We start from the raw sequence: 12,294 nt of genomic DNA on the forward strand, positions 1-12,294 counted from the left end.
AATATCATAGAATTGTAGACTTTGGTTTACGGTTCGTCATCTTGAGTTTACAATTTCGCGATATTAGACATACACATGACCGATATCTTTAGAGTTGTTGCCTAATAGGGTTTTTAGGCGTTTTTGCGAAATTTGAGCCTACAAAATAAGGCATCTCCAAATGCAATTTTTATTAGGCAACAGGCCCTTGATGATTGGTTTAACACGCTCAAGGATAGGCGAGCCAAGCACCGGATTCAGGCCAGAATTGACCGTTTGCAAATGGGAAATCCAGGCGATGCTAAATCGGTCAGCGGAGGTATGAGCGAGTTGCGCATTGACTACGGGCTACCGTATGTACACCACTCGATGCGGTCCCGTGCTGGTCGTTCTGCTATGTGGCGGCAGCAAATCCACGCAACAGGCTGATATCCTCAAAGCGCGCGAACTTGCAGCGAATCTCGATATAAAGTGAGTGATGAGCAAAGTGAAAATCCGTCCTTGGAACTCTGCCGAGCATCTTCAATCTGAAGAAGATATAGTGGCCTATCTGGAAGCTTGCCTGGAAGAGGGCGGGGATGATGCCGCCTTTATCGTGCATGCGCTGGGAGTCATCGCACGCGCGCAGGGCATGGCGGCGCTGGCCAGAAAAACAGGATTAACGCGCAAAGGTTGTACAAAGCCTTATCGGATAGTGGAAATCCGAGCTTCGGTACCGTATTGAAAGTCATTAAAGCACTGGGCTTGCGCTGGCATATTCAGCCTATGCCACAGACTTGATTTGCATCATGGCGAAGTTTTTCAAATCATGAAAAAATTAGATTTTTTTGATTCTATTCGCTGTCTTTACTCCTATCACGCAAATTGCGCATTTGGTGAATCTTGGTAAAAAGACTGCTGCTAGTACCGCCCGACTGTTCAATGTGCATCCGACTACGGTGTCCCGGCTGTTGCAACGTAGCAAGTCCACAGCAGGCTAGTTTCAATGGTTGACTTCGACAAGCTAAAAACCAAGAAAACGAAATCTAGGGATATTGAACCGACGGAAATTTTTCGCCGCTTACCGAAGCCTAGCGGTATTAATGACCTCTACACCAGTCAGGCAGAAGTCCTTCAGGCTTGGTTCAAGCGTCGCCAAGAACGTGACGTTGTATTAAAACTGCATACAGGTGGCGGCAAAACACTGGTCGGTCTTCTCATGGCTCAATCCACTCTGAACGAGACACGAGAACCCGTTCTTTATTTGGCGCCGACAGTGCAACTTGTCAATCAAACGCTTGAGAAGGCAAAAGCACTGGGTATCTCCGCCGTACCGTATGAACGAGGGCAACCGCTGAACGATGACTTCGTTAATGGTAACGCCATCATGGTGGGCACATATAAAGCGCTGTTCAATGGGCGAAGCAAGTTTGGCCTTCGTGGCGGAGTTCAGCCCCAACAGATATCCGCCGTCATACTTGATGACGCACATGCGGCATTTTCTGTGGTCCGCGAATCTTTTACGCTCGATGTCAGATCGAATAAAAACCGACCTCGATATGAAAGTTTGACTGACTTATTCCGGAAGGCGTTCAAAGAACTAAATAAACTTGGTACGTTTGATGACATCGTTTCTGGCGCAGAATATTCTGTGCTTGAGGTGCCCTATTGGGCTTGGCATGAGCAAATCGATGCAGCTCGGGAACAATTGAAATCAGATGGAGAGGAATACGCGCTGGTATGGCCGCTTTTACGAGATCGATTGCATCTTTGTCATGCGCTCATCAGTCGCGATGCATTCACGCTGACGCCAATATTGCCTCTGGTTAATGCCTTCCCAACGTTCGTTGATGCACCACGTCGCATTTACATGTCGGCAACCATTGCCGATGATAGCGAGATTGTGCGTACTTTCGATGCTGACCCGCAATCAGCCCAAAACCCACTGACTTCTCGCTCATTAGCGGGTGTGAGCGAACGAATGATTTTGATTCCTGACTTCATGCCATTCAAGCTCAAGCTCGAGGCACAAGAAGCTATTAAAAAGCTTATGGTATGGACAACGAACCAAAACCTCGGCGTAGTGGTTCTCGTTTCATCAGACAAGGCCGCAGCCCAATGGTCGGAAGCCGCCACGATAGCGCAAGGCTCTCAAGGTGTGGAAAGGCGTGTGGCAGAATTGCAAGCAAGGACGATGGTTAGCCCCGTCGTGTTCGTGAATCGATACGATGGGATTGACCTCCCAGGTAACTCATGCCGCCTACTGATCATGAGCGGCCTCCCCGCAGGGACATCAAATTACGAGCTTTTTCGGGCAAGTGCCCTATTTGGTGGAGCAACCATTACCCGCATGCTTGCGCAACGAATCGAGCAAGGAATCGGCAGGGGAGCGCGTGGATCCGGCGATCATTGTGTCGTTCTTCTGGCGGGATCAAACCTTGCAGGGTGGGTTTCAAAGGATACCAATTTTAGATTCTTTACTGGCGCCACGAGAGCGCAGCTTGAGATGGGCGCGCAAATTAGCAGAGCAATAAAGGACTCAGGGGATCTCATACAGACCATTCAACAAAGTTTTGGCCGCGATAAAGATTGGGTCAAATATCACGCGGAAACACTTGCAGAATTGGTGGACGAAGAAGTGCCGGATAAGCTGCGATTTAACCAAGCGGCCATGGAAAGAAAGGCAGTCAACCTTTGGCACGATGGGTACCACGAACAAGCACTGGCAAAGATTGAGAAATTTCTAACCGATTCCGAGACGTTAGACCCGCAGATCCGTGGTTGGATGGCGCAATTGGCAGCGCGAATTGCGAATCAGTGGGGTCATTCTGATCGGTCAGAGGACCTACAGCGTCAAGCATACGCGCATAATCGTAATCTTCTCACACCCAAAGTTCTGCCTCCTTATCGACCACTTTTGCCTCCTGGCGCGCAAGCAAAAGCTATCGCCGAACAATTTGGCCACTATCGATTCAGACGGGGCTTATTACAGTCTTTTGAGGATGTCGCCATACATTTACATCGTAATGCGTCGGCAAATCAGTTTGAGGAGGCATTAGCCAAGCTTGCTGTCATGATTGGCCTCTCTTCAGAGCGGCATGATGACAATGGCAAAGGGCCGGATGTGCTCTGGCTATTGCCGAATAAGGTTGGTTTTGTTATTGAGGTAAAGAGTCGGAAAAAGGCAGAAAAGGCGCTTACGAAGGAAGAGCATGGGCAACTTCTTGTCGCTGCTGAGTGGTTCGCTGAAAACTACAAGGACTACCAATGCGTGCGTGTTTGTGTACATCCTGGGAATTACGCCACCAAGGCAGCGATGGCCGGAACAACTTATGCTTTAACGTATGAAAAACTCGCTGCTTTGGTATCGGATGCTCGCTCCCTCTTCTCCTCACTTTGTGAGTCGCAACTCTCAGGAGTCGCTCTTGAGACTGAATGTGATCGTCAACTCACGCAATCATCATTGAAATTTGATCAATTGATGGACAATTATTTGGTACCTTTTGAAGAACAGGATTGAAAAATTCGTAGGATTCCAGCGCGCCAATCATCTCACGGATGCGCTCCTTGCGAACTGGCATCATTTTGTCCACCATCGTTTGTGACAATTTGGAAACCCCGTTACCCCCAGTCGGTTCAATCACCACACGAAAAACCGGCGCATCCTCAAGGTAACTGGTTAGGGGCAATATGGAAACGCTTTCCAGTGCGTCAAAGAGATCCTACTGAACAATGATAGCCAGACGCGGCTTGCTACCGTAATCCCCTCCGCCGCCTGCGATAGTCACGACATCACCCCGCTTCAAGCGTCCCACCCAGTGACATCTGAGACCGACTCCACCCAGTCCACGACCGCGCGTTCGCGGGTAGCATGTGCAGCGACATTGTGCGCTTGTCTACGGCATTCCTCAGCAAATTCGGGTCGCCTAGTGTCTGGCGCCCAGATTTGAACAGGACGCATCCCGTTTGCGCAGCGTTGATCCCGCAGCTTTTGCTGCACGGTCGCCGCGTGACTACGATGTGAAATGGCATTCATAACTTCCAATTCCCCGCACGCATGCCTATAGTCATGTCCGTCCTGCTGCTGGCGCTGATTGCCAGCGCCGTCCCCGCCGCTGCGGCAGCGGATCGTATCGCTGCGGACAATCCACCCGTCCGGTTCTATTGGCGCAAGGCGGAAGGCTGATTCTGGTGCGAACCGATACCAAAGCCTGCTCAACTGGAACGCCCCCAACCGGCGCAGCCAGCGCCCTCCCCTATTTCCAGACGCACCACTGCGCCTGCGGCCTTCTCAGCCGCCTGGTTCCGGCAGAACCTGCCGAAATACAAGGATCTAGCCTGGGATCATCCGACGCTCACGAATCTGCGCGTGTTCCTGTGGGTGCAACGGCTCACGCTCGACCGCGCCCGGCAATTTGCCGATATGAGCGAACTTGCCACACTCGGCGACCCATTGCTCGATGCGCTGAGCCAGCGCCCCTATGCGACCTTTGCGGCGCACACGCTCGACCGGCAAGCGGGCGCGGCACAGGCTCGTCTGCTCAATGAGTTAGCGCAGCGCGCCGGACTCCTCTTTTTCTTTCATTCAGCGTGCCCGGCGTGTGCGACGCAAGCCCCGCTGGTGCGGACGCTGGCAAAGCAGCATCGCTTTTCCCTTATCCCGGTGTTCATCGACGGCCAGGATTTGCCCGGTCACCCGTTTCCCGCTTTCAAACCGGATAGGGGTCAGGCGGCCCAACTCCAGGTGCAGGCGGTGCCCGCCCTCTATCTCGCTGCGCCCGACGGCCAATTTGCCGACGTGGGCCAAGGGTGTCACCAACACTTTAAAACTGACCCACTGCTGGAGTGCCCCTTTGGGTCTGGAGAGTTCAAGCTATGAAAATTGCCCCCCTTGCCGAGCACGTTTTACTTCAAATGGATGGGGAGATAAATAGCCTAGAGCTGAGTGTAAGCGCTGGGTATTGTAGACCTCCTCAATAAATATCGGTCGCCGCGCTGCTACATCTGAAAAGGATTCATAGCCGGCTAAATAGACTTCCTCAACCTTGAGCGTTTTCATCAAGCTTTCTGCCTGCGCATTGTCGTAGGGGTTGGCCACAGAACTCATCGAACCCATGAGCCCGTCTTCATGCAGAGCGTGTCGGTATTCCGCGCTCGCCTATTGACAGCCTCGGTCGCTATGATGAATACAGGTGCCTGGCACAGGTCGACGTTGAATGCCCGCCGCTTTCAGGGCAGCCAGCGTGAGCTGGGTATCGATCTGTCGCCCGAGGGCATATCCGATGACCTTGCGGCTACAGGCATCCAGAATCACCGCCAAATAGACAACCCCCCTTTCGATACGGATAAACGTCATATCAGCGACCCAAATTTGATCTGGCCGGTCTGGAATCCTGTTGCGGTACAGATTGGGAAACACCGGCCCGTCATGCTGACGATCTGTGGTACGAACGAACCGGCGTTTAGATTGAATCCCCAAACCGGGTTGCCTCATGATTCGGGCGCCCCGCCTGTGATGGATACCATAGCCCTGTGCTTGCAGGGCGCGGGTCACACGGCGATACCCGTCACCGGAGAGTGCGTCCTGAATGCACCCGATCCGCTCAAGGAGTCGTGCGTCGCTCAAGCAGGGGGAAGAGGGGGTGCCTGCACGATCATAAAAAGTGCTACGGGGAAGTTGGATCATCTGACACCCCCGTTGGACCCCGCAGGCAGCGGACCGCTGATGATGAAGGAGGGCTCGTTGCTGCTTTCGGGTCGCAACCGTGGCGTTTTTTTAAGCAAGTCGATCTCCATTGTGAGTGGACCGACCTTGCGCTCCAATGCTGCAATTTTGGCTCCATATTCCGAGATCGTCGTGGCGGCTGCTTCCTCGACGTTCAGCTCGCCACGATCATATTGGCTTAGCCACAACTGAATCAGGTTGGCTAAAATTTGATAAGTACGCTTGGCTTCGCGCCGTCCGATCTTGCCGTTCCGAATATCCGCGCACAGTGGCAACTTGAACTGCGGACTGTGCCGACGGTAGAGGCTTCTTATGGACATCGTGCTCTTCCTCCTAAGAGGCCCAGCAAGCGTATCCATTTATTCGCTCTGTATTGTCCACCCCCAAGGGTTCACTCCAATCGTGCTGGCGGACCCTGGCTGCAGAACGCGCAGGTCATCGGCCCGAAACTCATCACGGATATTTGTTGGCCGTGCCTGTTTCCGATCCGCATTGCCGGCGTGCCGATTTCCGGCGCAGGCGGCCGCATCCCGGAGGAAGCGGTCAAGAGTCCGCTGTGCACCTGTCGGGACGGGGCCGGTCTGCCAAGGCCCGGCGTGACGACTTCGATGCGGGAGCCTGGGCGGCTGGTCGAGTTCCAGCGGGTACCCGGCTGCTCGTCTGTGCTAAACGGCACGCGCTTTCCATTTAACCGTACCTTCCGGGGGCATCACGGCCAGGCAGCCTGGACGGCGGCGACGGCTCCTTTATGCACTACCACTTCTATGCCTTTCCGCTGCTCGCGTTGCTGGAACTGTTCGTTCGGCCCAACTGCAATCCCGATGGCTACATGGATTTGGATGTCCTGTACTTCTCGGAGCTCGATCCGACCTGGAACAACGACGAGCTGGCCTTTTTCACGAACCCCGAAGCGGCTGCAGTGGCCAATCCGATTGCAGCGGCGACCTGCACCGCGGATGCAGCGTCCAGCTTGACAGGCAAACCGCTTAAACAACTGTTCTGGTGCGCGGGCAGTTGGGGGACTTTATATCCCTTAAGCGGTCATCAGAACGGTGGCAAAGGCGTGATACGGGATTCGAGCCTTTTAACAGCGCGCGTGCTGGCGGCGTTGCATCGACGGGGTTTGTCCTGGCGCACGATGGGCGCGGATGCGCTATGCAAAGGGGTGATCGATCCCCTGCTTCCGAAGACGCAGTACCAGTTCACGTTATTGCATCCGGTGCCGGAGACGCATTCGGCGCACGTGATCGGGGAGTTGGCACTGAATTGGGGAATTGCTAAAATCATTCCGGCGGTCGGTCAAGACCCGATCTACACGATCTGGCGCTGGAACGACTGCTGCACTCACTGAAGGGACGGTCATGTTCCAGCGTTCATGGCTTAAATCCACCGCGTGTCTGCTCTTGTTCACCTTTCCCTTGCAATCCGTGGTAGCCGCCAGCGGCGGAGCGGTTTCGGCGCCTGTACCGCAGGCTGAGCAAGCAAACGCCGATCCACTGCCAGAAAAAGAAGGGGTGCGACATGAGGCAGAGCGTCCCTCTCAAACGCCAGATTTTGCGGAACTGGGAAAAGCGGCCAAGGCATTGGGGAAAGACCAGGCCGCGTCGCTTAAAGATCATGCCGCTGCGGTACAGGAAGGAACCGTCACGGTTCCGCAACTCAAAGACGGCCGGTTTAAGTCAGGCAACACCCGCGTCCATGTAGACGACCTCTTTCCAGGCACGCGCCGCGACCGGCCTGACCCGGACGGCACCTATTTCTCCAAAGGACAAAAGCCCGATCTGAAACGGCTCAAACAGTTGCATGATCCAAACAAAGGAATGGGCAAGGTCGGTCAGTCGGCTAAAAAAGGACTCTGGAAGGACGCTCAAGGCGCTTCTCCTTCATTGGCGGGTTCCGCCTATCAGGTGATACTGGACGCTTCAAAACGGAGCCGGCCGGATTTCGCAGAAGACCCGGCGCTCGATCAAAGCAAACGGACCTACGAGAAAATAGACGATATTGCCAAATGGTTCGGCGACTGCAAGTCGGAGACGGGGTACAAAAAACGCGAACGCTTGACGCATGTGCCGGAGTACCACAGATGTACGCGGCTGTATAAACCCGCCGGCGGCTGCACGATCCAGCATACCATCGAGATTGATACGGAACCGACCGATGTTGTGTTTCTGGTGGACAATTCCGCTTCGATGGATCCCGTGATTGCCGATCTGCGGAATAATGTCCGCACCTTTGCCAATCTGATGATGCAGGGCAAGGCGCATAATCTGCGCATGGGCGGGGCCGCCTATCGGGACAAGGACTATCTCTGGAACAACATCCCCTTCAGCTACGCCTACAGCGATTTCCAGCACTGGATCAACGGCGTTCGGACGGAAAGGGCGGAAACCTATCCGTTCGCGGTCGTCCGATGGGCCATCGATCACTACCCTTGGCGGGAAAATGTCCATCGCATCATCGTGCTGATTGGCAACGACGATTACGGCTGCGGTTTTGATCCCGGCCAGTCTTTCTGTCCCAGCCGAACGGAGATCATCCGCGCGCTCCAGGAGAAGGGCATTCAACTGTACATCTTCCATAACAATCCGGATGTCCGATCCATCGGTATCCCGCTGGCGGATTATTTTGCAGGCCCGAAACTCCTCAAATTTGCGCAATTCTTTACCATTGTGACCGACCACTGGTCGCCGCAGTCCTGTATCAATGACGCGCGGGCCACTTTGGAGCCGTTCTGTAAAGGCCGCTATACGCCTTGGCCAAGGGATGAGAATGCCTGTGTGACGATTTCCGGCTTTGACATTTGCAAGGGCGATCCGCTCTATCAGAAACTGAAAGCCCCGCCCTTGCCGAACGTTCCCAGACAGGCGGCTCGCATCGAAGTTTCAGCGTTGAAGTGTGACTATAACCACGGCCAAGGCACCTGCTGGGTGGATGCGCAGGGTCGCCGGCAATGTTTGCGGAATGATCAGGACATCGACCAATGCCAGGCGTATGAGCACAATCCTGCCTGCGGTTTTGTCAGTTCCACCTGCATCGGTGGCACTCAAGGCGTGTCTGGCCACTGCTATGTGCGGGGGGACACTTACGACTGCGGCAAGGAGGTCAAAGTCCCGACGCTTGATAGATCCACAAAGTACCGGTGCGCGGGGCCGGTGCGCTGCATGGGCGAGGACTGCCTGAGCGTCGATCAGGAAGCCAGTACGGATTTTGCGAAGGCAGCGGCACTGCTCCAGGCGGCGCAGTTCATGACGCAGGACACCGACTGTGAAGATGTCACGGGTCACGACAATTTGTACTGCCGCGCCTTTACGGGCCAGCCCAGCGAATGCAAGGTTGCCGTGGGCGGGGTGCAGAACTGCTGCAAGAATCCACAGTATCCGTCGCTCGGCGACTATCTGACGTTGATTCTATCGATGCCAAAACTGGATACGGAACGGACGCTATTGGGCTGTGCATAGAGAAACGGGAGTCGTATTGCTGCTTCAACTCGCCGCTGTCGCGGATGATCCAGGAGCAGGTGCGGCCTCAACTGGGGATGCCTTTCGGAGATGCCGAGCATCCGCAGTGCGACGGCATTCCGATGGAGCGTCTGGTGGAGGTGGACTGGGGAAGGGTCAATCTGGACGAATGGCTGGGGATTTTGCAGCAGAGCGGGCATTTCCCAGCGCCTGGCAATCTAACGCCAGAGGCGCTGACCCCAGTTCGGCTATCGAGGAAGCCGATCATAAGCCAGTAGCCATTTTGAATCATAATCGTCCAGCCGCCTATCTGGTGCCTGCTGAAGCATTTGAAACCCTCATGGAAGCGCTTGAAGATGCCGAACTGGGGGAAATCGTGCGTCAGCGCAGAGGCGGAAAGACGATAAAGATTTCTCTGGATGAGCTATGAGTTAGCCTTTCACGAGGCAGCCCTCAAAGAATGGAAAAAATTGGGGGCTGTTGTGAAAGCACAATTCAAAAAGCAACTTGCAAAGCGCCTGCAAAATCCTCATGTGCCCTCTGCAAAATGGACTGAACCCCAAAAGTTGGACGGTGATCTATGCTGCTTAAGCGAACCGAGCACGGTAGACGACCGGGCTCCACCCATTCAACTTCATCTTGATGCGGTCGTAGTGATAGTAGCGGATGTAGTCGTGCAGTCCTTCCCTGAGTTCGTTGATGTCGCGGAATTCGTTCGGAGGATAGAACTCTGACTTGAGCGTTGCGAAGAAGCTTTCCATCGCCGCGTTGTCGAGGCCATTCCCCTTGCGAGACATGCTCGGTGTGACTGTGTGCTGCTTGAGAAGATTGCCATATAAGGGCAACCGATACTGCCAGCCTGGGTCGGAATGCAGGATTGGGCACTCTCGCGGTTTCAGCCGATTAAACGCTTTTCCCAACATTGAAGCAACCCTATCAAACAGGGGGCCCTTGGCAATCTCGTACGAGACGATCTCGCCGTTGTATAGGTTCATCACTGGCGACAGGTAGAGTTTCTTGCCGCCAACGTTGAATTCCGTCACATCCGTTACCCATTTCTGGTTCGGATTGTGCGCTTGGAACTGGCGCTCGAGGATATTCGGCGCGGCGCGACCGACTTCGCCCCTGTAGGCGCGGTACTTCTTCTCTCGGACGCGAGACTTCAGCTGCAGTGTTCCCATGAGACGTTGCACGGTTTTGTGATTGATCAGCTTGCTTTCCTGACGTATCACAGCCGTGACACGGCGGTTGCCATACTGGCCCTTATGAACCTCGAAAATCCCGCCCATTCTCCGTTTGAGACCCGCAGACTCGTCCGGCATCTGCAGCGCCTTTTGCGGATAGTAAAAGGTGCTGCGTGCGAGGCTGGCCACCTTGAGCAAGCCAGCGAGTGGATATTGCTGCCTCAGCTCAAACACGACTTGCGCTCGCTCTCGTGCGCTGCCTGCTTCTTCGTTTGAGCCAAGACCTCGAGTTTTTTTAGGTCAGCGTTCTCCATGCGAAAAAAGTTCAACTCCTCTAGGAGTTCCTCGCGGGAGCGCGCATCGTTCTTTGATGACTGAGAAGTAGCCTCCGGACTCTGGTTTTTCTTCATCTTGTTGTGACGGCTGGGGGAACCCCAAGACAATGCGTCAAGTCCGCCTTCTCTGTACTGACGTTCCCAGTGGCCGATCATGTCGAATCGCGGAATTGTTGATTTCAGTGGAAAGCAGCCCCCTTTGGAGAAGCAAGTACAGCCGAAAAAAGCCCCCTCTGAATAACGTATTTACCCTCGCGATTTTGATACATTCGCGAGGGGGTGATGAAGAGATGTATATCGTGGAAACCCTTGCAAAGAATCGGCGTCTGTATCCCGGAGAGGGCAAAGGATGTAAAACGATTGGCGGGAATTGAAGAGATCGAAGGCGAGCGTCAAGAAGCGCATACGGGGGAAAGAGACAAGCCAGCGCTATAAGCGGCGCCAAGCGGTTGATCCGGTGCTGGAAGCGGACCGGGGCTGGCTGTTGAGCACACTGGAAGCGGACAGGAAAGCGCCTGTGTCCTACAGGCAGACGGCCCGCAAGTTGTAGGAACGAGGTGAAGCGGGCTTTACAGGCGCTGATACGCCCGTCCGCGCCTGTGTTCGGAAGTGGACGCACGAGTCAGACTCAGGCAAGCCTCGAAAAGCCTTCGTACCGCAGGCACATGGTGCCGGTGAATCCGTTTCAATTGGAGGGGAGCGAAGAAGCCATCCAGTGGGCTGGAGAGTGGGTCAAGCTCAAGGTTGCCCATTTTCATCTGTGCTACAGCGGTCTATTTTTCCGGGTGGCCTATCGGAACGCGCCGTTGGAAATGCGGATGGAGGCCCATGATAAAGCCTTCCAGTTGTTCGATGAGCCTGTCAGGAATTTTGTGTGTTGAGGTCATGTGAAGATATGAAGAAAAGGAACTCACATGATCGACAAGATGAAGAAAGACACACCGCGAACTCAGAGCAACAAAATATTTTCAGATGAACGGATAGACCCATTGCTGAGCCAAGTACAGAGCAAAGATGCGGAGTCGCTGTTAGGCGAAACGGGACTGGCAGGTCAACTGAAGAAACGGTTGGCGGAGCGGATGCTGGAGGCTGAGCTGAGCCATCATTTAAAGCAACAGAACGCGCAAGGGAAAACCGACAATCACCGCAACGGCAGCAGCGCGAAGACCGTGATCACGCCTGCGGGTGATTGACCGTTGGATATTCCGCGAGACCGGCTTTCCACGTTTGAGCCTGCGCTCATTGCCAAAGATCAACGGCGCTTGCCTGGCTTTGAGGATCATGTGATCCGCATGGATGCACGTGGGATGAGCGTGCGTGAGATTCGCGGGCATTTGCTCGAGTTGTACGGACTTGAAGTCTCGCCTGATCTCATTTCGACCCTCACCGATGAAGTGTTGGCTGAAGTGGAACAATGGCAGACGCGCCCGCTTGAAGCGATGTCTCCCATTGTCTCTTGATGCGCTGCGGCTTCAGATTCGGGAGGAAGGGCGCGTAAAAAACAAGGCCGTATCTCTTGCGTCAGGCATGGGCGCGGATGATTGCTAAGAAGTGCTGGGCCTGTGGATCGAACACACGGAGGGCGCCAAATGCTGGCTGAAGGTCTTTAATGAGTTGCGCAATCGGGGCTTAAG

General features: G+C 54.4%; 13 protein-coding genes and 5 pseudogenes. 12 read left to right on the plus strand and 6 right to left on the minus strand.

Annotation, left to right across the window (positions count from 1 at the left end; all coding sequences use genetic code 11):
• Window positions 1–165: 165 nt before the first annotated feature.
• From CAGGBEG34_RS06515 to CAGGBEG34_RS06525, 3 genes and pseudogenes are all read left to right on the plus strand, one after another.
• A pseudogene (locus CAGGBEG34_RS06515) lies at window positions 166–454 on the plus strand (type II toxin-antitoxin system RelE/ParE family toxin).
• Window positions 455–529: 75 nt separating this feature from the next.
• Window positions 530–759, plus strand: a pseudogene (locus tag CAGGBEG34_RS06520) (addiction module antidote protein).
• Window positions 760–964: 205 nt separating this feature from the next.
• Window positions 965–3,478 carry a DEAD/DEAH box helicase gene (locus tag CAGGBEG34_RS06525; protein ID WP_006682975.1) on the plus strand — a complete coding sequence of 838 codons (2,514 nt, stop codon included), beginning with the start codon at window positions 965–967 and terminating at the stop codon, window positions 3,476–3,478.
• Here the strand turns inward: CAGGBEG34_RS06525 and CAGGBEG34_RS11775 are convergent.
• On the minus strand, window positions 3,408–3,665 hold the full coding sequence (locus CAGGBEG34_RS11775) for a type II toxin-antitoxin system PemK/MazF family toxin (RefSeq protein WP_320408622.1): 258 nt from the start codon (window positions 3,663–3,665) through the stop codon (window positions 3,408–3,410). The two genes, CAGGBEG34_RS06525 and CAGGBEG34_RS11775, sit on opposite strands and share 71 nt — an antisense overlap.
• Before the next feature lie 95 nt (window positions 3,666–3,760).
• Complete coding sequence (locus CAGGBEG34_RS10235) at window positions 3,761–3,994, minus strand: antitoxin MazE family protein (protein ID WP_081463773.1); 234 nt, start codon at window positions 3,992–3,994, stop codon at window positions 3,761–3,763.
• A gap of 165 nt (window positions 3,995–4,159) precedes the next feature.
• Between CAGGBEG34_RS10235 and traF the strand changes: the two genes are divergently transcribed.
• The gene (traF, locus tag CAGGBEG34_RS09685) at window positions 4,160–4,837 is read left to right on the plus strand and encodes a conjugal transfer protein TraF (protein WP_081463774.1); all 678 of its coding nucleotides are present in this window, start codon (window positions 4,160–4,162) and stop codon (window positions 4,835–4,837) included.
• Here traF and CAGGBEG34_RS10710 read toward each other — a convergent pair.
• From CAGGBEG34_RS10710 to CAGGBEG34_RS06545, 3 genes are read right to left on the minus strand one after another with little or no spacing between them, the layout of a single operon-like run.
• A complete protein-coding gene (locus CAGGBEG34_RS10710) occupies window positions 4,832–5,065 on the minus strand; it encodes an integrase core domain-containing protein (protein WP_042688265.1) in 234 nt (77 codons plus the stop codon). The genes traF and CAGGBEG34_RS10710 overlap by 6 nt on opposite strands.
• A 51-nt stretch (window positions 5,066–5,116) precedes the next feature.
• Window positions 5,117–5,644: a DDE-type integrase/transposase/recombinase gene (locus CAGGBEG34_RS10715; RefSeq protein ID WP_102033298.1), complete on the minus strand. Its 528-nt coding sequence runs from the start codon at window positions 5,642–5,644 to the stop codon at window positions 5,117–5,119.
• Window positions 5,641–6,003, minus strand: a complete 363-nt coding sequence (locus tag CAGGBEG34_RS06545) for a transposase (protein ID WP_042688260.1) — start codon at window positions 6,001–6,003, stop codon at window positions 5,641–5,643. Before CAGGBEG34_RS06545 ends, CAGGBEG34_RS10715 begins: the two co-directional genes overlap by 4 nt.
• On the opposite strand from CAGGBEG34_RS06545, the pseudogene CAGGBEG34_RS12195 reads away from it, so the two are divergent.
• The 5 genes and pseudogenes from CAGGBEG34_RS12195 to CAGGBEG34_RS11790 form a co-directional block, all read left to right on the plus strand.
• Window positions 5,974–6,330 (plus strand): annotated as a pseudogene (locus CAGGBEG34_RS12195) (TraU family protein); the annotation flags it as partial. The gene CAGGBEG34_RS06545 and the pseudogene CAGGBEG34_RS12195 sit on opposite strands and share 30 nt — an antisense overlap.
• Before the next feature lie 101 nt (window positions 6,331–6,431).
• Complete coding sequence (locus CAGGBEG34_RS11780; protein ID WP_275226167.1) at window positions 6,432–7,034, plus strand: TraU family protein; 603 nt, start codon at window positions 6,432–6,434, stop codon at window positions 7,032–7,034.
• A 10-nt stretch (window positions 7,035–7,044) separates the two neighbouring features.
• Complete coding sequence (gene traN / locus CAGGBEG34_RS11955; RefSeq protein ID WP_042688261.1) at window positions 7,045–9,141, plus strand: conjugal transfer protein TraN; 2,097 nt, start codon at window positions 7,045–7,047, stop codon at window positions 9,139–9,141.
• On the plus strand, window positions 9,138–9,419 hold the full coding sequence (traN, locus tag CAGGBEG34_RS11960) for a conjugal transfer protein TraN (protein ID WP_420885893.1): 282 nt from the start codon (window positions 9,138–9,140) through the stop codon (window positions 9,417–9,419). The genes traN (CAGGBEG34_RS11955) and traN (CAGGBEG34_RS11960) overlap by 4 nt, the downstream gene beginning before the upstream one ends.
• A 5-nt stretch (window positions 9,420–9,424) precedes the next feature.
• Window positions 9,425–9,571, plus strand: a complete 147-nt coding sequence (locus tag CAGGBEG34_RS11790) for a type II toxin-antitoxin system Phd/YefM family antitoxin (protein ID WP_238985010.1) — start codon at window positions 9,425–9,427, stop codon at window positions 9,569–9,571.
• A gap of 157 nt (window positions 9,572–9,728) precedes the next feature.
• Here CAGGBEG34_RS11790 and CAGGBEG34_RS06565 read toward each other — a convergent pair.
• A pseudogene (locus CAGGBEG34_RS06565) lies at window positions 9,729–10,840 on the minus strand (IS3 family transposase); the annotation flags it as partial.
• Window positions 10,841–11,030: 190 nt separating this feature from the next.
• On the opposite strand from CAGGBEG34_RS06565, the gene CAGGBEG34_RS11060 reads away from it, so the two are divergent.
• The 3 genes and pseudogenes from CAGGBEG34_RS11060 to CAGGBEG34_RS06580 form a co-directional block, all read left to right on the plus strand.
• Window positions 11,031–11,210 carry a hypothetical protein gene (locus CAGGBEG34_RS11060; RefSeq protein ID WP_158641820.1) on the plus strand — a complete coding sequence of 60 codons (180 nt, stop codon included), beginning with the start codon at window positions 11,031–11,033 and terminating at the stop codon, window positions 11,208–11,210.
• Window positions 11,211–11,217: 7 nt separating this feature from the next.
• Window positions 11,218–11,541 (plus strand): hypothetical protein, encoded by a 324-nt coding sequence (locus CAGGBEG34_RS09690; RefSeq protein ID WP_158641821.1) that lies wholly within the window; start codon window positions 11,218–11,220, stop codon window positions 11,539–11,541.
• Between the two features lie 33 nt (window positions 11,542–11,574).
• Window positions 11,575–12,294, plus strand: a pseudogene (locus CAGGBEG34_RS06580) (IS256 family transposase); the annotation flags it as partial.

It is taken from the genome of Candidatus Glomeribacter gigasporarum BEG34 (assembly GCF_000227585.1).
GTDB classification, from domain to species: domain Bacteria; phylum Pseudomonadota; class Gammaproteobacteria; order Burkholderiales; family Burkholderiaceae; genus Glomeribacter; species Glomeribacter gigasporarum_B.

What these genes read in the sequence shown, in the direction of transcription:
- traN (WP_042688261.1), top strand. Translation starts at nt 7,045, where the DNA reads ATGTTCCAGCGTTCATGGCTTAAATCCACCGCGTGTCTGCTCTTGTTC.
- CAGGBEG34_RS06545 (WP_042688260.1), bottom strand. Translation starts at nt 6,003, where the DNA reads ATGTCCATAAGAAGCCTCTACCGTCGGCACAGTCCGCAGTTCAAGTTG.
- CAGGBEG34_RS10710 (WP_042688265.1), bottom strand. Translation starts at nt 5,065, where the DNA reads ATGAGTTCTGTGGCCAACCCCTACGACAATGCGCAGGCAGAAAGCTTG.
- CAGGBEG34_RS10715 (WP_102033298.1), bottom strand. Translation starts at nt 5,644, where the DNA reads ATGATCCAACTTCCCCGTAGCACTTTTTATGATCGTGCAGGCACCCCC.
- CAGGBEG34_RS10235 (WP_081463773.1), bottom strand. Translation starts at nt 3,994, where the DNA reads ATGAATGCCATTTCACATCGTAGTCACGCGGCGACCGTGCAGCAAAAG.
- CAGGBEG34_RS06525 (WP_006682975.1), top strand. Translation starts at nt 965, where the DNA reads ATGGTTGACTTCGACAAGCTAAAAACCAAGAAAACGAAATCTAGGGAT.
- CAGGBEG34_RS11780 (WP_275226167.1), top strand. Translation starts at nt 6,432, where the DNA reads ATGCACTACCACTTCTATGCCTTTCCGCTGCTCGCGTTGCTGGAACTG.